This is a genomic window from Sanguibacter antarcticus, assembly GCF_002564005.1.
In the GTDB taxonomy this organism is placed as follows: domain Bacteria; phylum Actinomycetota; class Actinomycetes; order Actinomycetales; family Cellulomonadaceae; genus Sanguibacter; species Sanguibacter antarcticus.
This window is the reverse complement of record NZ_PDJG01000001.1, coordinates 2,389,233-2,414,152: the sequence shown is the minus strand read 5'-3', so window position 1 is coordinate 2,414,152 and position 24,920 is coordinate 2,389,233. Positions and strand designations below refer to the sequence as shown.

Here is a 24,920-nt window from a genome sequence, read left to right as displayed (position 1 = left end):
GTCACGCCCCTGGCGAACAAAGGCATATCGAGCGGGACTCAGCCGTTCTGCCCTACTAGAGTCGGTGCGGTCAGGCCTGGGACCCCTTCCAGTTCCGGCCCGCACCTGTGAGGAGCGCACATGTTCGAGAGATTTACCGACCGAGCCCGTCGGGTGGTCGTCCTTGCCCAAGAAGAGGCACGGATGCTCAACCACAACTACATCGGAACCGAACACATCCTGCTCGGTCTCATCCACGAGGGCGAAGGAGTAGCTGCCAAGGCGCTCGAGTCGCTGGGCATCTCCCTGGATGCTGTGCGCTCACAGGTCACCGAGATCATCGGCGAAGGCCAGCAGGCGCCGTCGGGACACATCCCGTTCACGCCGCGCGCCAAGAAGGTCCTCGAGCTCTCGCTGCGCGAGGCGCTGCAGCTCGGCCACAACTACATCGGCACCGAGCACATCCTGCTCGGCCTCATCCGCGAGGGCGAGGGCGTCGCCGCCCAGGTCCTCACGAAGCTCGGAGCCGACCTCAACCGCGTGCGCCAGCAGGTCATCCAGCTGCTCTCGGGGTACCAGGGCAAGGAGCCCGTCGCCGCAGGCGGGCCCGCCGAGGGGACCCCTGCCGGTTCCGCGGTGCTCGACCAGTTCGGCCGCAACCTCACCCAGGCAGCCCGCGAGGGCAAGCTCGACCCCGTCATCGGGCGCGCCAAAGAGATCGAGCGCGTCATGCAGGTGCTCAGCCGACGCACCAAGAACAACCCGGTGCTCATCGGTGAGCCCGGCGTCGGCAAGACGGCCGTCGTCGAGGGCCTCGCCCAGGACATCGTCTCCGGCGACGTCCCCGAGACGCTCAAGGACAAGCAGCTCTACACGCTCGACCTCGGTGCGCTCGTGGCCGGCAGCCGCTACCGCGGTGACTTCGAAGAGCGCCTGAAGAAGGTCCTCAAGGAGATCCGCACACGCGGAGACATCATCCTGTTCATCGACGAGATCCACACGCTCGTCGGTGCAGGCGCAGCCGAGGGTGCCATCGACGCAGCCTCCATCCTCAAGCCGATGCTCGCTCGTGGTGAGCTCCAGACCATCGGAGCGACCACCCTCGAGGAGTACCGCAAGCACGTCGAGAAGGACGCCGCTCTCGAGCGACGCTTCCAGCCGATCCAGGTCGCCGAGCCGTCCCTGGCCCACGCGATCGAGATCCTCAAGGGCCTGCGCGACCGCTACGAGGCGCACCACCGCGTCTCCATCACCGACGGTGCGCTCGTCGCTGCTGCGACGCTCGCCGACCGCTACGTCAACGACCGCTTCCTCCCCGACAAGGCCATCGACCTCGTCGACGAGGCAGGTGCCCGCCTGCGCATCCGACGCATGACCGCACCGCCGGAGCTCCGTGAGCTCGACGACGAGATCGCCTCGGCACGTCGTGACAAGGAGTCGGCGATCGACGAGCAGGACTTCGAGAAGGCCGCGCGCCTGCGCGACACCGAGAAGCAGCTCACCCAGAAGCGTTCCGAGCGCGAGAAGGCCTGGAAGTCCGGGGACCTCGACACGGTCGCCGAGGTCGACGAAGAGCTCATCGCCGAGGTGCTGGCCATGTCGACCGGCATCCCCGTCTTCAAGCTGACCGAGGCCGAGTCCTCGCGTCTGCTCAAGATGGAGGAAGAGCTGCACAAGCGTGTCGTCGGGCAGAACGTCGCCATCAAGGCGCTCTCCCAGGCCATCCGCCGCACGCGCGCCGGCCTCAAGGACCCGAAGCGTCCCGGAGGCTCGTTCATCTTCGCCGGCCCCACCGGTGTTGGAAAGACCGAGCTCGCCAAGGCGCTCGCTGAGTTCCTCTTCGGTGACGAGGACGCGCTCATCCAGCTCGACATGTCCGAGTTCTCGGAGAAGCACACCGTGTCGCGTCTCTTCGGTTCGCCTCCCGGATACGTCGGGTACGACGAGGGTGGTCAGCTCACCGAGAAGGTCCGCCGCAAGCCGTTCTCCGTGGTCCTGTTCGACGAGGTGGAGAAGGCGCACGCCGACATCTTCAACTCGCTCCTGCAGATCCTCGAGGACGGACGTCTCACGGACTCTCAGGGTCGGGTCGTCGACTTCAAGAACACCGTCATCATCATGACCACGAACCTCGGTACCCGTGACATCGCCAAGGGGATGCAGACCGGCTTCAACGCTGGTGGCGACCTCGTGACGAGCTACGAGCGCATGAAGTCACGCGTCAACGAAGAGCTCAAGCAGCACTTCCGCCCGGAGTTCCTCAACCGCGTCGACGACGTCGTCGTGTTCCCGCAGCTCTCGCAGCCCGAGATCGTCCAGATCGTCGACCTCATGGTCGCCAAGCTCGACGCTCGCCTGCAGGACAAGGGCATGGCGATCGACCTCACGCCCGCCGCGAAGATCCTTCTCTCCGAGAAGGGATACGACCCGGTCCTCGGTGCTCGGCCGCTGCGCCGTGCCATCCAGCGCGAGATCGAGGACGTCCTCTCCGAGAAGATCCTCTTCGGTGAGATCAAGTCCGGCCAGGTCGTCCTCGTCGACGCCGAGGGAGAAGGCATCCTCGGAGAGTTCACGTTCCGTGGGGTCGACAAGGCAGACCACGACCGTGGACCGATGAGCGTCGCCGCGATCTCCGCGCTCGAGTCCGGCGGACCGGTGGACATCACGGACCTGCCGCCCACCGGCGGGGCGTCCGCCGGAGCGACGGTCGACTGACCGACGGGCACCAGCACCACCACAGGCGAGGCCCCGACCGTTCACCGGTCGGGGCCTCGCCTGTGGTGGTGCTGGTGCCAGCGTCTGCGTCAGCCGCTAGGCGTCAGCGGCGCGTTGTGCCATCGGATGCGTCTGCTGTGCGGCTGCTCAGGGCGGTGATCTCGCGCTCCGCCTGTGCCACGCCTACGGTGCGGCACCCTTGCGCTGCCCAGCCGCGCACCGCCGCGGGCTCGTCGCGCATGAGTCCCCACCCGCGGCGCACGAGCGTGTGCGGCGGCTTGCGCGACTCGCCGAGATCGCGCAGGAGCCGGAACCAGAACGTGAGGGCGCGTGGACGCGTGATGCACAGCGCGTCCGCGAGGATCCCCTCGGCTCGGCAACGCTCCACGAGCTCGGCGGCAAAGACACCCTCCGCCACGATGACGGTCGCTCCCGACACGTCCACATGAGTGGTTCCCGTCCGTCGCGACGTCGGGATGTCGTAGACCGGCACGTCGCTGTGGCCTGTCGAGCACAGCTCGACGAGAGCCCGCACGGCGTCGTCCGCGTCCCAGCTCTGCGGCGAGTCCCAGTCAGCGATGCCAAAACGCTGCGGCATGTGCGGGTGGTCGTGGTCGCGGTAGAAGTCGTCGAGCGCGACCGACGGGAGGCCGAGGCGCCGCACGAGGCTCGACTTCCCGGAGCCCGAGGGACCCGTGAGGAGAACGACGCGCGTCGTGGGGACACGCGATCCGGGAGGGAGGTCGAAGAGAGCGTCCGAGGAAGTCACCCGACGATTCTCCCGCATCGGGTGGCCCGACTATGCGCGCGAGGGTGTGCCCGCGCGGGTCCGCAGTGCCATGACCACGCCAGCGCCCAGCGTGAGGACAGCGGCGATGGCGGCTGCGACCGCGACGGTGGCGTTCTCGGGCTCGCCCGACCACCGACCGACAGCGACCCAGGCGAGACCCCACGCGAGAGCGAGCGAGGGAGTGATCCGCCCGCCGGTGCTCACCGCGAACGCGACCCCGATCGCTGCCGCTGCCACGAGCAGGACGACAGACCAGCCGGTGGCACCAAGAACGAGGTCTCCGACGTCAGTGGCCGTGAGCGCTGCCACGATGTTGGCGATGGTGGCGATCGTCACCCAACCGAGGTAGAGACCGAAGGTCCCGTCGACGACGACCCGTTCCACGAGCGAGCCGGAGGACGTCCGCAGGAGCACGAGGAGAATCTGGACGAGCACGCCGAGCAGGACGACGATGACCACGACACTGAGCCAGAGGATCCCTACCTGGACCACGAGGAGCCACGCTGCGTTGAGCACCATCGAGGCGGCGGCGAGCCATCCCATCTGCCGTTGACGCTCGTTGGTGCGCTGCGCAGGCAGGAGCTGCCATACGGCGTAGGCGATGAGGCCCAGGTAGATGACCGACCAGATCGAGAAGGCGGCCGCTGCCGGTGCTAAGGGCGTTGCCGTCGCTGACAGCGCGCCGTCGGCGGCCTCGGAGGTAGGCGTTCCCCCGAACGCTCCCGAGCCGACGGCTGCAGCGGCGATCGCGAGGAGCGCGAGGACGAGGACCCCGGCCTGCCGGACGATGTCAGATGTCTTCTTCATCGACCGAGCGTCCCACGAGGCGCGGGTGACAGCATCCCGGACAGCGACGGCCCCGACCTGTCTCAGGTCGGGGCCGTCGCTGGTGCGAAGACGTCAGGTCACGAGCTGCTGCTCTAGCCGGGCGCGGGAGCCTCGTCGACGGTGACTGTGCGGCACCCGAGGAGCGGGTTGGTCCCGAGGGTGGCGTTGATGGCATAGACGCAGACCTCGTGCGTCCCCGCCCCCGCCTCCATGCTCACGTTGAAGCCGTGGGCCGAGCCCTTGCCATAGGCGGCCCCGACGTCAGGTCGGTTGCCGTCGGCGAAGAGAGTGCGCGTGTGGACTCCGTCGAGGTAGACGTGCACACCGATGGGTGCGGTGGTGTCGCGGTCGAGCGCCCAGCCACGTACGGCGATCGTCCCGATCGGATCCCACCCGAGGTCGAGGGGATAGATGTCGGCTGGCGTGCTCGTGACAGAGTCGATGACGCCGATGGGTGTGGCGTTCTTGACCGTGACGGTGCGGCATGCCAGGAGGGGGTTGGTCCCGGGTGTGGCATTGATGGCGTAGACGCAGACCTTGTGGGTGCCTGCTGTGGTGGGCAGGGTCACGCTGTAGCCGTGCGCTGCTCCGCGCTTGTAGGCGGCGTCGACGTCGGGTCGGTTGCCGTCCGCGGTGGTGGCGGTGACGAACTTGCCGTCGAGGTACACGTGCACGGAGAGCGGTGCGGTGGTGTCGTTGTCGAGTGCCCAGCCGCGGACGGCGATGGCATCGACAGCCTCCTCCGGAGCCGGGCTGGCCGTCCGGACGTCGACGGTCGTGGTTGTGGCCGTGGCGGCGTCGATGACGCCGATGGGTGTGGCGTTCTTGACCGTGACGGTGCGGCATGCGAGGAGCGGGTTGCTGCCGGGTGTGGCGTTGATCGCGTAGACGCAGACCTTGTGGGTGCCTGCAGTGGTGGGCAGGGTCACGCTGTAGCCGTGCGCTGCTCCGCGCTTGTAGGCGGCGTCGACGTCGGGTCGGTTGCCGTCCGCGGAGACTGCCTTGACGGCCTTTCCGTCGATGTAGACGTGGACCGTGATGGGTGAGGTGGTGTCAGGGTCCAGTGCCCAGCCACGGACCGTGAGGCCCTGGGTGGTGGTCGTCACGGCGTCGATGACGCCGATCGGGACGGAGTTCGACACGACCGACTGACCCGCGACAGGAGAGACGTAGAGGAGCTTGTTCGCCGTGTTGGGGCTGATCGAGGCGATCTTGCCGGACGTCGCCTGGGCGACGAGCCCGGCGGAGACCTGCGCCGGTGTCAGCGACCGGTTCTCCGCGAGGAGCAGCGCGGCGGCTCCGGACACGTGAGGTGCTGCGGTCGAGGTGCCGGACTTGGTCGCCGTCGCGGTCGACGACGCGTGGCCGGCCGAGACGATCGAGACGCCTGGTGCGAAGAGATCGACGCACTTGCCCACGTTCGTGAAGGTCGCCTGACGGTCGGAGGAGTCCGAGGCCGCGACCGTGATCGCCTTCGCCACCCGTGCCGGGGACACGGTGCACGCATCGACCGAGTTGTTTCCTGCGGCGACGACGGCGGTGACGCCGTCGGCGATCATCTTGTTGAGAGCGACGTCGAGCGTCGTGCTCGTCACTCCACCGAGGCTGAGGTTGGCGACGGCAGGCGCCCCGGCGCTGTGCTTGGCCGTGATCCAGTCGAGGCCGGCGATGAGGTCCGAGAGCATGCCAGAACCGCTGCAGCCCAGGACGCGGACGGGCACGATGCTCGCGCTCTTCGCCAGGCCGTAGGTGCTGCCGGCGATCGTGCCGGCGATGTGCGTGCCGTGACCGTTGCAGTCCTCGGTGCCGTTGTTGTCAGAGATAGCGGACCAGCCTCCGCCGACCCGCCCGCCGAAGTCCACGTTCGACGACGACACTCCGGTGTCGACGACGTACACGGTGACGCCGGACGCTGTGCCCGGCGGGGTGTAGGTCTTGGACAGCGGCAGCGATCGCTGGTCGATCCTGTCTAAGCCCCAGGTGGGGTTGGGCTGCGTCTCGAGCGCGTCGATCTGGGTGTCGAGCTCGACAGCCTCGACACCGTCGGTGCTCTCGAGGGCGTCAGCCTCGGTCGCTGTGAGCGTGACGACGGCGGCGGGAGTCTCCGTGAACTCCTGCTCGACGTCGGTGCCGTCGGCCCGCAAGGTCGCGGCCTCGGCGCTGACGTCGGTCCCGTCGGAGTAGAGGACCACGTACTGCGCCTCGGGCTCGGCGAGGGCAGGGTCGGGCACAGGTGCAGGTGTCTCGGTCGGCGCGGCAGGCTCGGGGGTCGGTGCCTCGGTCGGTGCCGGCGCGGCCGGGAGCAATGACTCGTCGGGTACCGCTGACGGGCTCGGCAGGGGCGACGTGTCAGGTGTCGCGGACGGCTCAGCGGGTGCAGCGTCGGTGGGCTCTGCTGTGGGCTCGATCGTCGGGTCGGCACTCGGTGCGGACTCGGACGCGGGCGTGGGGTCGGCCGTGGTCGTCGGGCTCGTGGTCTCGGTGGCTGTCGCGGCCAGCGCGACAGGAGAGACGGTGAACGCGAGGAGGGAGAGCGTCAGGATCGATGCTGTTCGAGCTGGATGAGCGCGGTAGACAGGGCGCACGACGAGCCTCTCTGTGGAATGGGCTCGCGAGTAAGAATTGCCCCCCCGAGCAACGGGCTGGACCCCCCGTCGGCTCCCACATCGGATCGACGCGGGGGACCATGAGGAGTTCTGCAGCACGTTCTGGGGTCCATTTTGAGTTTTTTCGCCTGTTCTGGCGTCGCGAACCGCCGCAGCGGGCGCGACGCATCGGGCCAGGGAGACGATTTCACCCGGTCCATCGACGTGACCAGGGAGAAGAACGTCCGGTGGTACGGCCGCGCCAGACGGCTTCGCGTCGAGCGTGCGAGGGCCCGGGACGAGCTCCGGCCCGGTCGACGGAGGTGTCTAGCGGAACGCGCCCACAGCAGCCGGGAGCGCCTCGGCGATCTCGCGCGTCACCGGGTGCACGGGGTTGGTCAGCAGCTCGTGCGGTGTGCCGGACTCCACGAAGACGCCGTCCGCGAGCACGTGGACCGTCTGGCAGACGCGGCTCACGAGCTCGAGGTCGTGGGACGCGACGAGCAGACCCGTGCCGCGTTCGGTGGTGAGCTCCACGAGGCGTCGGACCACAGCGTCCTTGAGGGACTGGTCGAGGGCCGTCGCCGGCTCGTCGAGCACGAGGATGTCTGGGCGGGTCGAGAGCGCCGCCGCGAGGGCGAGACGCTGCCGCTCGCCGCCCGACAACGAGCGGATGCCTCGGCCGAGGAAACGCGGCTCGAGGAACATCAGCGCGAGAACGTCTGTGGCGGTCCCGCCGGTGGCGCGCCCTGCCTTGCGTGCTCTCGACAGCTCGCCCTCGACCGCGCGCTCGACAGTCTGTCGTGGGTCGAGACCGCCGAACCCGTTCTGGCGGACTGCGCGCACCGCGACGCCGAAGCGCTTCTTGTCACGGGGGCCCATGCGTCCCACCGTGCGCCCGTCGAAGGTCACGCGCCCGCCGCGGAGCTTGAGGTCGCCGGTGATCGCCTGGAGCAACGTCGACTTCCCGACGCCCGATCCCCCGATGACGCCGACGGAGCCCTCGCCCGGAGTGATGGTGAGATCGATCCCGCGAACCGACGGGGTGCTCGCGTGGCCCGCGACGAGGCCGGTGGCGGACAGGACGTTCGTGGTGGCGCTCATCGTTCTCCGGATCTCGGGTGGGGCGGGCACAGCGGTCGTGCTCTCAACGAACGAGCCTTGCACATCGTTCGCCGTGCGAGTGCCGGGGCGTCGTGGGTCAGGCGACCTTGAGCGTGAGCGTCATCCCCGCGGCGCGGTGGCCTGAGACGGTGCACCAGCCCTCGAGCGTCTCGTCGAGGACGCCGAGGTCGATCGTGGCGGACTCGTCACGGCTGAGAAGGTCGGTGCTCTGAGCGTCGTCGAAGAAGAGGTCGTGCGGCATGCCGTCGCTGTTGCGCACCGTGACGACGACGCGGGTGCCGGGCTCGACGTCGACCACCGCAGGGTGGAACCTCATGTCCTTCATGTCGATCGTCACGGTGAGCGTGCCGTCGGCGGCGACGCTCGTCCCCGACGCAGCCTCAGGGCTCGCGGCGCACGCGCTGAGCGCGCCCAGGGCGAAGACGGTGAGGCAGGCCGACGTGCGTCGGAAGGCCGTGGCGTGGCGGACAGGGACCAATCGGGGGCTCGTCGCGCTGCGCTGCGCCGTGGCACAGCGGCGTCGGTGGTCGCGGTGCTCGCGGCCGATCTTGCACAGTCGGTTGGCGGGGCAGAGCGGGCTGGCCTGTCGGATATCGCGGTGGAACACGGTCCTACTGTACGGCGAACACCTGGGGCGGTGCCTGAGAGTTCCCTGATACCGGCACAGGTCGGCGACGAGCGGCCCCGCTCTGCCGGAGGGCGCCCCCCGTCTCGCCGCCACCCCCGTCCCGTCCCGCCCTGTCCTGTCCCGTCCCGCCCCCGCCCCCGCCCCCGCCCCCGCCCCGCTCTCGCAGTGAGCGGCCGTCGAGCTCGGGCATCTGTCTCGAGCTCGGGCCATCACGTGCCCGAGCTCGAGACAGATGCCCGAGCTCGACGGAGACATCGGGGTGGGGGGGAGGGGGCACGGGGAGATACAGGAGGGCCAGGGGAGACAGAGAGGAGATCGAGCGGGAGGCAGAGGAGGAGACAGGACCTGGCGCAGGGAGTGGGCGCGGGGAGCTGGAGGAGCTAGGGGTTGACGAGACTGGTTGGTTTGGGGGCTACCAGTCGTGGACGGTTCCGTCGCGCAGGCGGTTCACCGGGAGGTACGCGGGGGTGTACTCGAACGCAGCGGCGGCCGTCTCGTCGAGGTCGACACCCAGGCCCGGGGCGGTGCCCGGGTGGAGCAGCCCGCCCTCGAACGTGTAGCTCGTCCGGAACACCTCGAGCGTCGCGGCGCTGTGCTGCATGAACTCCTGGATGCCGAAGTTGTGGATGGCGATGTCGAGGTGCAGCGCGGCAGCCATGCCGACGGGCGAGACGTCCGTCGGCCCGTGCATGCCGGACTTCACTCCGTAGACCGCCGCGAAGTCGAGGAGCTTCTTCATCGCGGTCACACCGCCCGTGTGGGTCACGGCCGAGCGGACGTAGTCGACGAGGCGCTCGGTGAAGAGCGTCTGGTAGTCGTAGACGGAGTTGAACACCTCGCCGATCGCGAGCGGCGTGGTCGTGTGCTCACGGACCGTGCGCAGCGCGGTCTGGTCCTCGCCCGGGGTGCAGTCCTCGAGCCAGAAGAGGTCGTACGGCTCGAGGGACTTCCCGAGCCTGGCCGCCTGGATCGGGGTCATCCGGTGGTGGCCGTCGTGCAAGAGCGGGAGCTCGGGGCCGAACTCGTTGCGCACAGCCTCGAAGACCGTCGGCACGTGACGCAGGTACGCGCGGGTGTCCCAGACCTCCTCGACAGGCATGGGACGGCCGTCGAGAAGGTTCCGCCGGGCGGGCTCGTAGTCGTAGCGCTCACCGGCAGCCGTGTCCGAGCCGATGCCGTAGATCTGGCCGAGGCCCGGGACGCCCGTCTGGATACGGATCGCCCTGAACCCGAGGTCGAGGTGCGTGCGGATCGAGTCGAACAGCGCAGGAAGGTCGGCGCCCGACGCATGCCCGTACGCGAGCGCACCGGTCCGCGACGCGCCGCCGAGCAGCTGGAACAAGGGCATCCGGGCCACCTTGGCCTTGATGTCCCACAGAGCCATGTCCACCGCGGCGATCGCCGCCATGGTGATAGGTCCGCGCCGCCAGTAGGCGCCGCGGTAGAGCAGCTGCCACGTGTCCTCGATGTTGTCGGCCTCCCGGCCGATGAGCATGGGGACGACGTGGTCGGTCAGATAGCTCGCCACCGCGAGCTCACGACCGTTGACGGTCGCGTCGCCGAGGCCGACCACCCCGTCCGACGTCGTGATCTTCAGCGTGACGAAGTTGCGACCAGGGCTCGTGATGATGACGACGGCTTCGGTGATCTGCACAGGTCCTCCAGGACGAGACGGTGACGACGGCGGGACGGAGGCGACGCGTCAGCGTCGGGCGTACGCCGCACGGGGAAGGGTGTAGGCGAGGTCGATCGCCGTCTCGACGGCCTCGTCGAGGTCGAGCCGGTGCTCCGCGACGAGGCGGGCCAGGTAGCCTGCGTCGATCCGCCGCGAGAGGTCGTGGCGTGCCGGGATGGACGCGAAGGCACGCGTGTCGTCGACGAAGCCTGTCGTGTTGTAGAAGCCGGCCGTCTCCGTGGCTGTCTCCCGGAAGCGGCGCATGCCCTCGGGGGTGTCGAGGAACCACCACGGGGCACCGAGCTTCATTGCGGGGTAGACGCCAGCGAGCGGTGCGAGCTCCCGGGAGTAGACCGTCTCGTCGATCGTGAAGACGATGAGCCGGAAGCCCGGGTGGTGCCCGAACGCCTCGAGGAGCGGGCGCAGCGCGCGGGTGTACTCGACCTGGACGGGGATGTCGTAGCCCTTGTTGGGGCCGAACCTGTCGAGCACGGCCTTGTCGTGGTTGCGCACGACGCCTGGGTGCAGCTGCATCACGAGGCCGTCCTCGACGGACATCGCGGCCATCTGGAAGAGCATGTGCCCGCTGAACGCCTGCGCCTCCGCAGGGTTGACCTGTGCGCCGCTGAGAGCGAGGTCGAAGATCCGGTTCGCTTCCGCGTCCGAGAGCGGCGTGGTGTCTGCGAGGAACGGGCCGTGGTCTGTCGCGCGTGCGCCCGCAGCGAGGAACGCCTGGCGGCGCTGGCGCAGCGCGTCGAGATAGGAGGCGTACCCCGTCACGTCGATCCCGGACGACTGCGCGAGCCTCGCGATGTCGGCGGGCCACGACGTGCCGTCGAGCTCGAGCAGCGGGTCGGGCCGGAACGTCGGCACCACCCGTTCGCCCCAGCCCTGTGCGGCGAGCGACGCGTGGTGCTCGAGCCCGCTCCAGGCGGGGTCGGTCGTCGCGAGGGTCTCGATGTCGAAGCGTTCGAAGAGCGCGCGCGGACGGAACTCGGGGGATGCGAGGGCTGCGTCGAGCTGGTCGTAGATCGCGTCCGCGGTCTCGGCGGACGGGCGTTGCGTGATGCCGAAGACCTCGACGAGCTCGTGCTCCATCCAGTACCGGGACGGCGTTCCGCGGAAGAGCTTCCAGCTCGCGCAGAAGCGACGCCAGATCTCACGGTGGTCCGGGCTCGGGGCAGCGGGGCGGGCGGAGTCGACCGGCGCAGCACCCATCTGGTCGACGCTGCCTCCTTGGGACACGATCATCCGCACGAGGTAGTGGTCAGGGATGACGAAGAGCTCGGCGGGGTCGCCGAAGGGCGTGTCCTCGTCGAGGATCCGGGCGTCGACGTGACCGTGCATGGAGAGGATGGGCAGGCGCTTCGTCTCCGTGTAGATCTCGCGTGCCAGGCGCCTCGTGGTGGGTTCCGCCGGGAGCGCGCGGTCCTCATGGAGCGTCCAGGGCTCCGTGCTCTGGAGTGTGCTGCTGGTAGGGATGGTGCCGGTCTGAGCGTGCTGTGCAGTCAAGTCCGCCTCCTCGTTGAAACAGACTGCGATCGTTTGCAGTCCATCCTGCGCCTCGTGTCCGCAGAGCACAACCCCAGGTGGCAAGACCTTTCCGGTGTGTTGCCGAGGATTTGACTCACGGCCGCAAACGTTTGCACACTGAACCTGCCCGCGCGGTGCAGCGCGGGCACATGTGTGGGCCCGAGGCGCGAGGAGGCATGGAATCGTGGCCAACGTCCGTGACGTCGCGCTTCGGGCCGGCGTGTCCATCTCCACCGTCTCGCGCGCGCTCTCTGCGCCGGGACTGGTGTCCGACGCCACCCGGCTCAAGGTCCTCGAAGCCGCGAAGGCCCTCGACTACCAGCCGAACGCGGCAGCCCGCGAGCTCCGGGTCGGCCGGACCGACGCCATCGGCCTCCTCCTCCCCGACCTCGAGAACCCGTTCTTCGCCAGCGTGGCCAAAGCGGTGCACGGACGGGCGCGCGCCAGCGGGATCTCCGTCTTCACCGCCGACTCCGACGAGGACCCGGCCCAAGAGCTCGACCTCGTCCGCAGCCTGTCCGCGCGGGTCGACGGACTCGTCCTCGCGTCGCCGCGCGCGAGCGACCCCGACATCCTCGCCGCGGTCGAGGGCAAGACCGTCGTCCTGCTCAACCGTCAGGTGGGCGACCTGCCCACGATCACGATCGACAACGCCGACGGGGCGTTCCAGGCCGTCAACCATCTCCGGGCACTCGGGCACCAGCGCATCGCGTACGCGTCAGGCCCCGCGCACTCGTGGTCGGGCGAGCAGCGCCGGGTGGGCATGGTCGCCGCGGCGGCCCGGATCGACGACGTCCAGATGGTCGACCTCGGCAACTTCCAGCCGTACTTCTCCGGCGGCTACCCGGCAGCCGACCTCGCGGTCGCCAGCGGCGCGAGCGCCGTCATCGCCTACAACGACCTCATGGCGCTCGGCATCGTCGACCGGCTGCGGCACCGCGGCATCACGGTCCCCGACGAGATGTCGGTCGTCGGGTTCGACGACGTGGCGGTCGCGACGCTCGTCTCGCCCGCCCTCACGACGGTGCGGATCCCGCGCGCCGGTCTCGGGCGTGCGGCCGTCGACCTTCTCCTCGGCCTTCTCGGCCCGTCCCCGCACGGGGACCGGCCTGACCAGACCGTGCGCCCCCCGCTCCCCGTCGAGCTCGTCGTCAGGAGCTCGACCTCCGTGCCGGGCGCGGACCAGACGGCTGGTTCACGACGCCCGATGGGCTAGCGCGCCCCACACTGGTCGTTGACCGGTGAGGTGCGCGGCCCGATGCGGGTCGTCGATCGCGGCAACGACTCTCGAGAGGACCGAACGAGCATGGTCGAGCACCAGGGGTACCCGGAGCGCGCTGACCGTCAGGACGACGAGGCGCTGTCGAACGGACGGTTGTCGTTCGCGACGCTCGCCAGCGCCCTCGACCACAGCGGCCCCGACCACGGCGCCCTCGACCTCGGCGCGCCCAGCGGCACCGTTGCGGGCCCTGCTGTGGACCCGCACGCCGTGACGATCGGCATCGTCCACCTCGGCGTGGGCGCGTTCCACCGCGCCCACCAGGCGGTCGTCACCGAGGACGCCGCCGCAGCGACGGGGGAGACGACCTGGGGCATCCTCGGCGTGACCCAGCGCTCGACGACGGTCCTCGACCAGCTCGCACCGCAGGACGGCCTCTACGGGGTCCTCACCCCAGGCCCCGACGCTCCCTCGCTCCGGATCGTCGGGTCGGTGCGCGACGTCGCGTTCCCCGGGACAGACACGGCCAGGATCCTCGCAGCGATCGCGGCGCCGACCACGCACGTCGTCTCTCTGACGGTCACCGAGAAGGGCTACCGGACGCGCCCGGACGGGGCCCTCGACGTCACCGACCCAGACGTCGTCGTCGACCAGGCGGCGTTCCGTGCCGAGATCGACGGAACCTCGGGCGCCACCGTGCACGACGAGCACGGCCACCCGGCCGAGGTGGTGCCCGCACGCTCCCCGATCGGGCTCCTCGTGCGAGGTCTTGCGCTGCGGTACGCCGAGAGCGGGGCGCCCGTCACCGTCCTGTCCTGCGACAACATCGTCCGCAACGGCCACGTCGTCCAGCGGCTCGTCACGCAGTTCATCGAGGCGGTCGTCACCGACGACGACAGCACCGGTCTGCGGACCTGGCTCGCCTCCTGCGTGACCTTCCCGTGCACCGTCGTCGACCGCATCGTGCCTGCGACGACCGACGCCCACCGCGCCGCGGCACAGGCGCTCACCGGGGTGCGCGACGAGGCCCTCGTGGTGGGCGAACCGTTCCTCCAGTGGGTCGTCGAAGACCGCTTCGCCGGCCCGCGCCCCGCGTGGGAACGCGCAGGCGCCACGTTCACGGACGACGTCACGCCGTTCGAGCAGGCCAAGCTGCGGATGCTCAACGGGACGCACTGCCTGCTCGCGTACCTCGGGGCGCTCGCGGGCCACCGGTTCGTCGCGGACGCGGTGGCCGATCCGGACCTGGCGGCCGCAGCGCGTGAGCTCCTGCTCGACGACGTCGTCCCGACGCTCGTCGCACCGCCCGGCGTCGACCTCGCCGAGTACGCCGAGTCGATCCTCCGACGCTTCGCCGACCCCTCGACCGGCCACACGACCGTCCAGGTCGCGATAGACGGCTCGACGAAGCTGCCGATCCGCCTCCTCGGCACGGTCGCCGACCGTCTGGCTGCGGGATCCGTCCCGAACGGCGCGGCTCGCGCGGTGGCCGCGTGGATCGTGTTCGTCGCCCGCGGCACGACGTTCGCCGGTGCCCCGCTCGTCCTCGACGACCCGCTCGCTCCCGTGCTCCGGGCCGCAGCGACCGGGCCTGACGCCGGGCCTGACACCGGGCCCGACGCCGGGCTCGTCGCCCGGATGCTCGCGCTCCGCCAGGTGTTTCCTGCGACGCTCGCCGAGCACGCGGGGTTCCGGGCCACTGTCGAGCTGCACGTCACAGAGCTGCTCGGGCGCTTCGACACGTAGCCGGTGCGGCGGTACTCTGACAGAACGGACGGCTCGGTCGTCGACAGGCGCAGTGCTCTGCCCGCCGACGGCACCTCGGTCGTCGTCCAGAGAGCGGGAGTGAACCAGAGATGCGCGATGCGCACACGGCTACGATGCGCACCGCGAGCCGTCAGGCCCGGACCGCCACGGGTGAACGCAAACGTGAGCAGATCCTCGACGCGTCCGTGAAGGTCTTCGGCACCGGGGGTGCCGTCGCCGTGACTCACCGTGCCGTCGCGAAGGTCGCGAAGGTACCGCTCGGCTCGACGACGTACTACTTCACCGACCGCAACGACCTCCTGCTGCAGACCATGGCGCATGCCCGCCGGGCTGAGGCCATCCGCCTGCATGCGATCGTGGATGCCCTGGACGGGACGCTGAGCCTGGATCGTTCGGTCGAGGTGCTGACCGAGATGTTCTTCGACAAGACGGTCGCAGACCCGCTCTACGATCTCGCCCTGTTCGAGATGTTCATGGAGGCGACCCGCAACGTCACCGTTCGCGACGAGGCGCGCGCGTGGTCGACGATGATCGGCAGGCTCGTCGAGAGGGTGCTTCCTCCGAGCGATCCTGCTCTGCCCCGGGCGACTGTCGTGCAGATCGTCGCCTGCCTCGTCGACGGCCTCATGCTCGAGGCGGTGTCCAACGGCGAGCTGTCTATCGCTGACCTCACGGACCGGCTCCGGGTCGTCGTCGAGAGAGTCTGCCCGCAGCAGCTCTAGCCCTGCCTCCGGGCGGCGAAGAGTGCACCCTCCCCAGTAGGACGTTGGTCCCTGCACGCCCACTTCCCCAGATGTACGTTTGTACAAAATCGAAGGTTGTACGTTTGTACACGGCATAGGGGCTCTGCTCTCCGTACGCGCACGACATCCGATGCGCCCCCAGATCCACGCTAAGCAAAGGAGCAGCAGCGATGACCGTACAGACAGACAGGCCCCCGACGGGTGACCGATCGACGGGGCGTCCGACCTTCCGGATGTTCGACATGGTCTTGTTCTCCGTAGCCGCGATGCTGCTGCTCTCGCAGCTCACCGTGACGGCATCCGTAGGACCGACAGCCATCTTCTGGACCGTCGTGATCATCGTCGTGTTCTTCGTCCCCTACGGTCTGGTCACGAGCGAGCTCGGCTCCGCCTACCCCGACGCAGGTGGCATCTACGCGTGGGTCGTCCGCGCGTTCGGCAACAGGTGGGGCAGCCGCGTGTCCTGGTGGTACTGGGTGAACGTCGGCCTGTGGGTGCCGAGCGTGTACCTGATGTTCTCCGGAGCGATCTCCTCGATGTTCTTCGGCGGAGACCTGAACTTCTGGGTCCAGGTCGCGATCACCGTCGCTCTCATCTGGATCAACTTCTGGGTCAACGTCCGCAGCCTGAAGACCGGCACATGGGTCTCCAACCTCGGCGCAGGCATCACGATCGTCGTCATCATCGCGCTCGCGATCGCCGGCGGGATCTTCGCATCGGCGCACGGCTCGGCGACCTCCTGGACGATGGAGACGGTCATCCCGACAAACGCGCTGCCTGCATTCATCGCAGCGCTGCCGATCATCATCTACAACTTCCTCGGCTTCGAGCTGATGTCGTCCGCCTCGACCCAGATGGCGAACCCACAGCGCGACGTGCCCAAGACCATCGGTATCGCCGGGCTCCTCATCGGTGGCTTCTACCTCGTCGCCACGATCGGCATGCAGGTCATCCTCCCCGCTGGCGAGATCTCCCAGACCACGGGTCTGGTCGACGCGCTGCGCCACGGCTTCGGTGACTCCACCATCGCCAACGCGATCGTGACGATCCTCGGGATCGGCGCACTGTTCTGCTTCTTCGCGAGCCTCGTGCCATGGACCATCGGAGCGAACATCGCTGCAGCAGAAGCAGCTCAGCAGGGCGATCTGCCCAAGGTCTTCGCCCGCACCCACCCCACGCGCGGCACCCCCGTCGGGGCAGCCATGCTCTGCTCCATCGTCGGTACGGTCTTCACGGTCGGCTACGCAGGCCTGTTCGCGCTGACCGACGGCGCGATCGACGACCTGTTCTGGAACCTGTTCGCGTTCTCCTCGGTCATCTTCCTGCTGCCGTACATCGTCATGATGCTGGCGTTCGCCAAGCTGCGCCGCATCGACGCAGCCAGGCCGCGCCCCTACCGCGTCCCGGGCGGCACCGTCGTGACATGGCTGATCACCTGGATCCCGGTGGCCCTGCTCTCGGCAGCCGTGGTGTTCTTCGTCTGGAACCCGTACGACTACTCCTTCGCGGTGACCGGGTCGATCCTCGTCGGCCTCGCCGTCACGGTCGGTGTCCAGGAGTACTTCTGTGCCAAGTCGCCCGAGTGGACCCGTCAGCGGGCCCTGGAACGTGGCGACGACCCCGACAGCGCCAGCCAGTTCGCTGACGCCCACCTCTGACTCGAAAGGTTGCACCTCATGTCTCACACTCTCGATTCCACCCCCGCGGCCGACGGCTACCGGATGCCGGCGGAGTGGGCGCACCACAGCGGCTGCTGGCTGATCTGGCCCGAGCGCCCGGACAACTGGCGGCAGGGCGGCAAGCCCGCGCAGGCGGCGTTCACAGCGGTCGCGACAGCGATCGCGACGACCGAGCAAGTCACCGTCGCGGTGTCCGCCCGGCAGTACGACAACGCCCGGAACGAGCTCCCAGAGCACATCCGGGTCGTGGAGACGTCCACCGACGACGCGTGGGTCCGCGACTGCGGCCCGACGTTCGTCGTGAACGATGCCGGTGACGTGCGCGGTGTCGACTGGGACTTCAACGCCTGGGGCGGCCTCGTCGACGGCCTGTACTTCCCGTGGGCCGCCGACGACGCGGTGGCTCGCAAGGTCCTCGAGATCGAGGGCGCAGACCGCTACAAGGCGTCGTTCGTGCTCGAGGGCGGATCGATCGACGTCGACGGCGAAGGCACGCTCCTCGTGACAGAGGAGTGCCTGCTCTCCGCCGGACGCAACCCCGACCTGACCCGTGAGGCGATCGAAGAGCTGCTGTGCAGCTACCTCGGTGTAGAGGTGATCGTCTGGCTCCCCTTCGGCGTCTACCTGGACGAGACGAACGGGCACGTCGACAACTTCTGCCGGTTCGTCGAACCCGGAAAGGTCATGCTGACCTGGACCGACGACGAGACCGACCCGCAGCACGAGCGCTCGGCCGCGGCACTGAAAGTCCTCGAGAGCACCGTGGACGCCCGGGGACGCACCCTGGAGATCGTCAAGCTCGCCCAGCCCGGGCCGATCTTCATCACCGCCGAGGAGTCTGGCGGGGTCGACTCGATCGACGGCACCTTGCCGCGAGCGACAGGCGACCGGCTGGCCGGGTCGTACGTGAACTCCTACATCGGCAACGACGTCGTCGTGCTTCCCGTCTTCGGCGACGCGCACGACGACGCGGCGGTCGCGGCGTATACCGAGCTCTTCGCTCCACGCCGGATCCTCACCGTCCCCGGACGGGAGATCCTGCTCGGCGGCGGAAACGTCCACTGCATCACCCAGCAGGTGCCTTCCGGCCGCTAGCGCACGCTGCTCTCTCGACGCTGGTCAGCAGACGAGCGCCACCACCCCGTACGGAATCCCACCGGTCGGGTCACCACGGTTCCAGGTGCCCCGACCGTGCCCCGCCATGCCCCTAGCCATGCCCCCAGACGCTCGAGCACTCGAGTCGTCGATCCCCAAGGAGACGATCATGACCACTCGTGACTTCATCGACACCCAGGACTTCACCAAGGACGAGCTCCTTGACATCGTCAACCTCGGCCTCGTCCTCAAGCGGTGCGTGGACGCCGGATACTTTCCCCCGCTCCTCGCTGGACGGACTCTCGGAATGATCTTCGAACAGTCCTCCACCCGCACCCGGGTCTCGTTCGAGACCGCGATGTCGCAGCTCGGCGGGCACGCGCAGTACCTCGCCCCGGGCCAGATCCAGCTCGGCGGGCACGAGTCGGTCGAGGACACCGCTCGCGTGCTCTCGCGCCTCGTCGACGTCCTCATGGCACGGGTCGCCCGCCACGACACGATCGTCGACCTCTCCACGTTCGCCACGGTCCCGGTGCTCAACGGCATGTCCGACTACAACCACCCCACGCAGGAGATCGGTGACCTCATCACGATGGTCGAGAACCTCCCGACCGGGAAGCGGCTCGAGGACTGCAAGGTCGTCTTCGTCGGGGACGCCACCCAGGTGTGTGCGTCGCTCATGATGATCACGACCAAGATGGGCATGCAGTTCGTCCAGCTCGGCCCGGAGGGCTTCCAGCTCCGCGAGCAGATGCAGGACATCGGCCGGGCGAACTGCACGGTGTCCGGCGGGAGCATGGTCGTCACCACCGATGCCCAGGCAGCCCTCGAGGGTGCCGACTTCGTCTACACCGACGTCTGGTACGGCGACTACGAAGCCGAGCTGGGCGAGGCCGAGCGTCTCGCGGCGTTCATGCCGAAGTACCAGGTCAACGCAGACCTCATGGCGATGGCCGCGCCCGGTGCGAAGTTCATGCACTGCCTCCCGGCGTCCCGCGGCGAGGAAGTGACGAGCGAGGTCCTCGACTCGGACGCCTCGATCGCTTTTGACGAGGCAGGCAACCGCCTCACGGCGCAGCGCGCGCTCCTCGCCTACTTCCTGCGTCCCGAGACTCCCGACCCGCTCAAGGTCGACGCGCTCACGGCGGAGCTCACCACCTTCCTCGCCGGAATCCTGTAGAGGCGACAGATGTCACGCATCGTCATCGCGCTCGGCGGCAACGCCCTGGGCAGCACAGCCGAGGAGCAGCACGCAGCCATCGAGGCGGCTGCGCCCTCCCTCGTCGGGCTGATCGCCCAAGGGCACGAGATCATCGTGTCCCACGGCAACGGACCACAGGTCGGGGCGATCAGCCTCGCCTTCGAGATCGCGTCGCAGCACACCGACACGGTGGCACCGCTCGACCTGCCCGAGTGCACCGCGATGAGCCAGGGCTACATCGGCTATCACCTGCAGCAGGGCATCGTGAAGGAGCTGCGCCGTGTCGGTATGCCGTGGCACGTCGCATCCGTCGTGACCCAGGTCGAGGTCGCGACCGACGATCCCGCGTTCGCTCACCCGACCAAGCCGATCGGCAGCTTCTACGACGAGGCCACCGCGCGCGACCTCATGGCTCACCAACCAGGCCTCGTCATGGTCGAGGACTCCGGGCGGGGCTGGCGACGGGTCGTCGCATCCCCCCGCCCGGTCGACATCGTCGAGCGGGACTCGATCCTCAACCTGCTCGACCACGAGTTCATCGTGGTCGCGTGCGGCGGTGGCGGGATCCCTGTAGTCCGGGACGCGGCAGGCGACCTGCACGGGGTGCCTGCGGTGATCGACAAAGACTTCGCCTCGGCGAAGCTCGCCGAGGCGGTCGGGGCGGACCTCCTGTTCATCCTCACAGCGGTCGACCGGGTCGCGATCGGCTTCGGCACCCCGGAGCAGCGCGACCTGGACGACCTCGACCTGGCGACCGCTCAGCGGTACGTCGACTCGGGCCAGTTCGGTGTCGGTTCGATGCTCCCCAAGGTCCAGGCAGCGATGGGCTTCGCCGGGAGCGGCCTCGGCCGGCGGGCAGTGATCTGCTCGCTCGCCAAGGCCCCGCTCGCGATGGAGGGGAAGAGCGGGACCGTGATCCACGGCTGATCCACCTGCACGACCCGTCGTGGCTCCGGTGACGTGTGCACCGGGGCCACGACGGGTCGAGGTGATTGCGTACGATGTGCGAGCAGTGCGCAGGGCCTGCACAGGGGGAAGGCTGCTCGCGTGCGCTCGATCGAGGCCCGCACGATCCCACGACGCCCGGCTCCGCAGCCTCCCGCGGCACCGCGGGCCTTCTCGCCGGAGATTCAGGCGCTCCGCGCGCTGGCCGTCGTGGGAGTCGTCGTCTACCACCTGTGGCCGGGCCTGCTCCGTGGCGGATTCGTCGGTGTCGACGTCTTCTTCGTCATCTCCGGGTATCTCATCACCACCCACATGCTGCGCGAGCACACGGCGAGCGGACGCATCGATCTCGCGGCCTTCTATGCGCGGCGCGCCCGGAGGATCATCCCCGCGGCCTCGCTCGTCGTCCTGGCGACCGTGGTCCTGGGGGCGCTCGTGCTCCCCGAGTCGAGGTGGCACAGCCTGACCCACGACGCCACCGCCTCGCTGCTGTACTACCAGAACTGGGCGCTCGCGGCCGGATCGGTGGACTACCTGTCCGAGGGACAGGCTCCGAGCCTCTTCCAGCACTACTGGTCCCTGTCGGTGGAAGAACAGTTCTACCTGGTCTGGCCAGGCCTGTGCGTCGTCGTGATCGCGCTCGGCGCGCGACTCCGGCTGGACTCCAGGCGCGTCGTCCTCGCGGTGCTCCTCGTCCTCGGTGCGGCCTCGTTCGTCGTCTCCGTGCACGAGGTCCGAGCAGGGTCGCCAGCGGCATACTTCACGACGACGACCCGGTTCTGGGAGCTGGCGCTGGGAGCCGCGCTCGCGTTCGCACCGACGCTGCGTCGGTCCTCGACGACCGCGCTGGTGGTGTCGAACGCCGGGTTCGTCGGGCTGGTGACGAGCATGCTCGTCATCGGGCCCGGCTGGGACTTTCCGGGAGCGGTCGCGGTGTGGCCCACCGTCTCGACAGCCCTCGTGATCCTCGGCGCCGAGCAGACTCGTCCCTGGTCTTTTCGCTGGATCGTTCGCGAGCGGCTCGTCCAACGGGTCGGGGACATCTCCTACTCGCTCTATCTCTGGCACTGGCCGTTGCTCGTGCTCGTGCCCTTCGTCCTGCCGGGATGGGCGAGCGCTCCCCGTCTCCTCGTCGCGCTGGTGGCGTCTCTGGTCCTGGCTGATCTGACCCGACGGTTCGTCGAGAAGCCGTTCCAGAGGACGGTCCGCCGAGGAACCACCTCACGGCAGGTGCTCATGGTCACCGTGACGGCAACCCTCGTGTGCGTCCTTGTCGTTCAGGTCCCTGGCCTGGTCAGCGAGACGAGAGCGACTGACCGAGAGGCCGCGGCCGCGACCCTGCTCCAGGAGGAGCCGCCGGGCCTGGGTGCTGGATCGCTCGCGCTGCCGTCGTTCCGGACGTTCCTCGACGGGAGGAACGTCATCGCGCCGGTGCCGGAGGACGCGCGCACCGACCTGCCCACCGGAGCGGACGGCCGGTGCAAGTCAGACATGGGTGCCCCGACCACACCACGGTGCGACTTCGGGGCGCCGGACGCTGACCTCGTGGTCGCTCTTGTCGGCGACTCGCACATGGAGCAGTACCTGCCCGCTTTCGAGCGGCTGGCCGAGCAGCACCCGGTGCGGGTGGTGACGTATCTCCACAGCAGCTGTCCCTTCTCCACCGCTCAGCGCGCGTCTGACGAGGCACGCGGAGGCGCGTGCCTGCAGGCGAACGAGGCGACGCTCGAACGTCTGCAGGACGATCCGAGCATCGACCTCGTCGTGACATCGAGCCGGACGGCCGTCGACTGGGTCGTCTCGCCGGAACGCCCTGCTCCGGCCGAGGGCTTCGCCGAGCTCTGGACGAGCCTTGCGGACTCAGGCCTGCCGGTCGTGGTCCTCAAGGACAACCCGTTGATGCTGCCGGACGATGGCACGCTCGACTGCGTCTCCGAGCACCGCGCCGACCCAGAACAGTGCGGTCGCGACCTCGACGCTGCGATGCCCACGGACCATCAGGTCGAGGCGGCGGCGATGACACCTTCGGTGCGCTTCGTCGACACGACCTCATGGTTCTGTACGACGACGTTCTGCCCGACCGTCGTGGGGAGCGTGCTCGTCTACCGCGACGACCAGCACCTCACCGTGGCCTATGCGGAGACGTTGGCGCCCATGCTGTGGAAAGAGGTCCGCGAGACCGTGGCGTGAGGACGGACGGCCCCGGCCATCACTCGTCCCCCTCGTCCTCGGAAGGCGCGGCAGCAACAGGTTCTGAGAGCTTTGGTGCCGGTGGCACCCACCCGCGCAGCGGCTGGAGGACCGTCGTGTAGAACGCTTCGGTCGCGCCGATGACCGACGGGATGAACGCACCTTTGAGCCCTGAGCGCTTCGTGCCGAGCGGAGTGACCATCGTCAGCTCAAAGCTCGTCACGTCGCCGGAACGGTCCGCGACGAGCGGCGCGGGAGACTCGCGCACGTCCGCGAGCCGTTCGCAGGTGTCCTCGATCGTCCCGCTGTAGTGGACGTCGACGAGAGTCTCGTCGGGGGCGTCCTTGAGCTGGCGGAGCAGCCAGGAGATGCGTCGCTGCGCGCCCCCTTCTTGGGGTGCGGGGACGCTCGCGCTGACGCGCACCTTGCTCGTGCGCAGGTCGGCGACGACAGTGATCGGTCCGGCGGCCCCGGGCACCTTGAGGGTGGCAGACATCGTGCCGAGCGCCGCCAGCTGCTCGACGGCCGCGTGCGCGCGCTCGACCGGGTCGGCGGCAAGCTTGCGGGGCATGACGTGCGTGACCGGGACGCCGAGCTCGGCCGTGAGGCGCAGGCACAGCTGGCGGACGAGCCGGATCCACGAGTTGGCGACGGTCGGGACCTTGCGGTCACCGGCGCGCAGCGTCCCGGCAGCGACGGACTCGCGCACGGCCACCCAGCTGGAGCCCATGTCGTCGAAGCCTGTCGCGCCTGATCGCGGGTGCTCGAGGTAGCGGATGAGCTCGTGCAGGACCCACGCCTGCATCGCGTCACCGGCACCGCGGTGCGTGAGGACCATGCGGGCCTCGTGCAGCACCTCCGCCCAGGAGAGGTGGAAGAGCGCCACCGATTTCAGCTTGTTCGACGAGACGGTCACCGGGTGCTCGCCCGTGCCGGGCGCGATCTCGTTCGACAGCGTGATGACTGCGTCGTATCCCTCGGTGCGGGCGACGTCGAGATACTGCTCGACCTGCTCCTTGTGCAGCTGGCCGGTTCCTGTCTTGACCTCGAGCAGCGCTGTCCACACCTTCGCCCCGCGGGCGATCCGGATCACGCCGTCGGGGATGACCCGGTGCTCGCCGTGGGTGAAGGGGACCTCGAGAAACGTCTCGACGGAGCCTGCGGGCGCTCCGAAGTGTGCGTTGACGGCACGTGCGAAGGGCCGCACGCCCATCATCGTCGACAGGAGCGCTGAGGTGGCGCGCTTCTCCTGCTCGTCGGCTCCACCGACGCCGTAGATCGAGAAGAGCCGTGCGGGAACCCACGTCTCGGCCCCGGCGAGCTTCGGGACGGGCGCAGCGACGACGGCGCGCTGCTTCGTGGTGCGCACACCGTTGCGTCGGCTGGGCGTCGGAGCGTCGGGAACGGCCGGTGTGCCTCCGGGATCTGGTGCGGTCTCGGTGGGCGGGAGAGCAGGGGAGATCGGAGCGGGCTGGAGCGACTCGGGGGCAGACGTCTCGAGGACCTCGACCAGATCGTCCGACGCCGTCGCTGCGGACGGAGCGACCGGAGGTGTCTCGGGATCGTCGTGGACGCTCACTCCGAAGTCGGTGGCGAGCCCGGCCAGGCCGCTGTCCCACCCCTGCCCGACGGCGCGGATCTTCCATGTCCCGGCGCGACGGTAGACCTCCCCGAAGACGAACGCGGTCTCGGTCGTCGCTTCACCGATGTCGTAGGTGAGGAGCGGGGCGCCCGTCTCGTCGAGGACCACGAGCCGGAGGCCGTCGAGGTCGCCGAAGGTCCCCTCAGAGAGGCTCGCGGTGATCGCGACCGCCTCGACGTCCTCGCCGAGGTCCTCGAGATCGAGCGACAGGCACTCTTCGGCTCCGCTCTCGCTCGCTGTCCGCCCGAGGTGCTGGACTGCGCCGTCGGTCGAGACGGGCTGGTTGTAGAAGACGAAGTCGTCGTCGCCTCGGACCTTGCCGCCGCAGAGCAGCAAGGCCGAGGCGTCGACGTCGACGCTGTCGTCCGACCATCCGACCACCACTCTGACGCGATCGACGGTGGAGGCGAGGGAGGTGTTCTCTCCGCGGGTGAGTGCCTGCGTGGTCATGAATCTCATAGTGCCCGACGTGCCGCTGCAGATGCTGGTGCTGCGAGGGTTGTCCGTCGGAGCGTCGCGTGAGTGCGGAGAATTCACCCGCTCTGGCCGCCTGGCACGCTCCGTGCGTGGCCTCCGGGGCG

Annotated in this window: 17 protein-coding genes; 9 read left to right on the top strand and 8 right to left on the bottom strand. The window is 69.0% G+C overall.

All coding sequences use genetic code 11. The features are described from left to right. Window positions 1-120: 120 nt before the first annotated feature. Window positions 121-2,694: an ATP-dependent Clp protease ATP-binding subunit gene (locus tag ATL42_RS10980; protein ID WP_098455372.1), complete on the top strand. Its 2,574-nt coding sequence runs from the start codon at window positions 121-123 to the stop codon at window positions 2,692-2,694. A gap of 103 nt (window positions 2,695-2,797) precedes the next feature. On the opposite strand, the gene ATL42_RS10975 is transcribed toward ATL42_RS10980, so the two are convergent. From ATL42_RS10975 to uxaC, 7 genes are all read right to left on the bottom strand, one after another. Beyond that, a complete protein-coding gene (locus ATL42_RS10975; RefSeq protein ID WP_098455371.1) occupies window positions 2,798-3,463 on the bottom strand; it encodes a uridine kinase family protein in 666 nt (221 codons plus the stop codon). Window positions 3,464-3,493: 30 nt separating this feature from the next. Beyond that, a complete protein-coding gene (locus tag ATL42_RS10970; RefSeq protein WP_098455370.1) occupies window positions 3,494-4,291 on the bottom strand; it encodes a tryptophan-rich sensory protein in 798 nt (265 codons plus the stop codon). A gap of 113 nt (window positions 4,292-4,404) precedes the next feature. Then, window positions 4,405-6,897 carry a S8 family peptidase gene (locus ATL42_RS10965; protein WP_143556747.1) on the bottom strand — a complete coding sequence of 831 codons (2,493 nt, stop codon included), beginning with the start codon at window positions 6,895-6,897 and terminating at the stop codon, window positions 4,405-4,407. 327 nt (window positions 6,898-7,224) lie between these two features. Beyond that, entirely contained in the window at window positions 7,225-8,001 is a 777-nt protein-coding gene (locus tag ATL42_RS10960) for an ATP-binding cassette domain-containing protein (protein WP_098456519.1), read from the bottom strand. 97 nt (window positions 8,002-8,098) lie between these two features. Next, entirely contained in the window at window positions 8,099-8,629 is a 531-nt protein-coding gene (locus tag ATL42_RS16230; RefSeq protein WP_169925396.1) for a cupredoxin domain-containing protein, read from the bottom strand. Window positions 8,630-9,062: 433 nt separating this feature from the next. Continuing rightward, complete coding sequence (gene manD, locus ATL42_RS10950; protein ID WP_098455367.1) at window positions 9,063-10,304, bottom strand: D-mannonate dehydratase ManD; 1,242 nt, start codon at window positions 10,302-10,304, stop codon at window positions 9,063-9,065. Between the two features lie 48 nt (window positions 10,305-10,352). Next, entirely contained in the window at window positions 10,353-11,837 is a 1,485-nt protein-coding gene (gene uxaC / locus ATL42_RS10945) for a glucuronate isomerase (RefSeq protein WP_245862454.1), read from the bottom strand. 205 nt (window positions 11,838-12,042) lie between these two features. Here uxaC and ATL42_RS10940 point away from each other — a divergent pair, with 205 nt between their 5' ends. The 8 genes from ATL42_RS10940 (at window position 12,043) to ATL42_RS10905 (ending at window position 22,697) form a co-directional block, all read left to right on the top strand. Beyond that, window positions 12,043-13,074, top strand: coding sequence for a LacI family DNA-binding transcriptional regulator (locus tag ATL42_RS10940; RefSeq protein ID WP_098456517.1), 1,032 nt, complete (start codon window positions 12,043-12,045; stop codon window positions 13,072-13,074). A 90-nt stretch (window positions 13,075-13,164) separates the two neighbouring features. Next, a complete protein-coding gene (locus ATL42_RS10935) occupies window positions 13,165-14,823 on the top strand; it encodes a mannitol dehydrogenase family protein (RefSeq protein ID WP_098456516.1) in 1,659 nt (552 codons plus the stop codon). A gap of 134 nt (window positions 14,824-14,957) precedes the next feature. Further along, window positions 14,958-15,566 carry a TetR/AcrR family transcriptional regulator gene (locus ATL42_RS10930; RefSeq protein WP_169925395.1) on the top strand — a complete coding sequence of 203 codons (609 nt, stop codon included), beginning with the start codon at window positions 14,958-14,960 and terminating at the stop codon, window positions 15,564-15,566. A 191-nt stretch (window positions 15,567-15,757) separates the two neighbouring features. Next, on the top strand, window positions 15,758-17,245 hold the full coding sequence (locus tag ATL42_RS10925; protein WP_098455365.1) for an APC family permease: 1,488 nt from the start codon (window positions 15,758-15,760) through the stop codon (window positions 17,243-17,245). Between the two features lie 18 nt (window positions 17,246-17,263). After that, window positions 17,264-18,361, top strand: a complete 1,098-nt coding sequence (gene aguA / locus ATL42_RS10920) for an agmatine deiminase (protein WP_098455364.1) — start codon at window positions 17,264-17,266, stop codon at window positions 18,359-18,361. Between the two features lie 169 nt (window positions 18,362-18,530). Beyond that, window positions 18,531-19,541 carry a putrescine carbamoyltransferase gene (gene ptcA / locus ATL42_RS10915; protein WP_098456515.1) on the top strand — a complete coding sequence of 337 codons (1,011 nt, stop codon included), beginning with the start codon at window positions 18,531-18,533 and terminating at the stop codon, window positions 19,539-19,541. A 9-nt stretch (window positions 19,542-19,550) separates the two neighbouring features. Further along, window positions 19,551-20,489 carry a carbamate kinase gene (arcC, locus tag ATL42_RS10910; RefSeq protein WP_098455363.1) on the top strand — a complete coding sequence of 313 codons (939 nt, stop codon included), beginning with the start codon at window positions 19,551-19,553 and terminating at the stop codon, window positions 20,487-20,489. A gap of 120 nt (window positions 20,490-20,609) precedes the next feature. After that, complete coding sequence (locus ATL42_RS10905; RefSeq protein ID WP_169925394.1) at window positions 20,610-22,697, top strand: acyltransferase family protein; 2,088 nt, start codon at window positions 20,610-20,612, stop codon at window positions 22,695-22,697. Window positions 22,698-22,716: 19 nt separating this feature from the next. Here the strand turns inward: ATL42_RS10905 and ATL42_RS10900 are convergent, their stop codons facing one another. Continuing rightward, a complete protein-coding gene (locus ATL42_RS10900; protein ID WP_098455361.1) occupies window positions 22,717-24,789 on the bottom strand; it encodes a TerD family protein in 2,073 nt (690 codons plus the stop codon). Window positions 24,790-24,920 lie beyond the last annotated feature (131 nt).

Bases quoted from the DNA above. Each gene is read 5' to 3' on its own strand.
- ATL42_RS10980 (WP_098455372.1), top strand. From the start codon at position 121: ATGTTCGAGAGATTTACCGACCGAGCCCGTCGGGTGGTCGTCCTTGCC.
- ATL42_RS10970 (WP_098455370.1), bottom strand. From the start codon at position 4,291: ATGAAGAAGACATCTGACATCGTCCGGCAGGCCGGGGTCCTCGTCCTC.
- ATL42_RS10960 (WP_098456519.1), bottom strand. From the start codon at position 8,001: ATGAGCGCCACCACGAACGTCCTGTCCGCCACCGGCCTCGTCGCGGGC.
- ATL42_RS10935 (WP_098456516.1), top strand. From the start codon at position 13,165: ATGGTCGAGCACCAGGGGTACCCGGAGCGCGCTGACCGTCAGGACGAC.
- ATL42_RS10930 (WP_169925395.1), top strand. From the start codon at position 14,958: ATGCGCACCGCGAGCCGTCAGGCCCGGACCGCCACGGGTGAACGCAAA.
- ATL42_RS10925 (WP_098455365.1), top strand. From the start codon at position 15,758: ATGACCGTACAGACAGACAGGCCCCCGACGGGTGACCGATCGACGGGG.
- aguA (WP_098455364.1), top strand. From the start codon at position 17,264: ATGTCTCACACTCTCGATTCCACCCCCGCGGCCGACGGCTACCGGATG.
- ptcA (WP_098456515.1), top strand. From the start codon at position 18,531: ATGACCACTCGTGACTTCATCGACACCCAGGACTTCACCAAGGACGAG.
- arcC (WP_098455363.1), top strand. From the start codon at position 19,551: ATGTCACGCATCGTCATCGCGCTCGGCGGCAACGCCCTGGGCAGCACA.
- ATL42_RS10900 (WP_098455361.1), bottom strand. From the start codon at position 24,789: ATGACCACGCAGGCACTCACCCGCGGAGAGAACACCTCCCTCGCCTCC.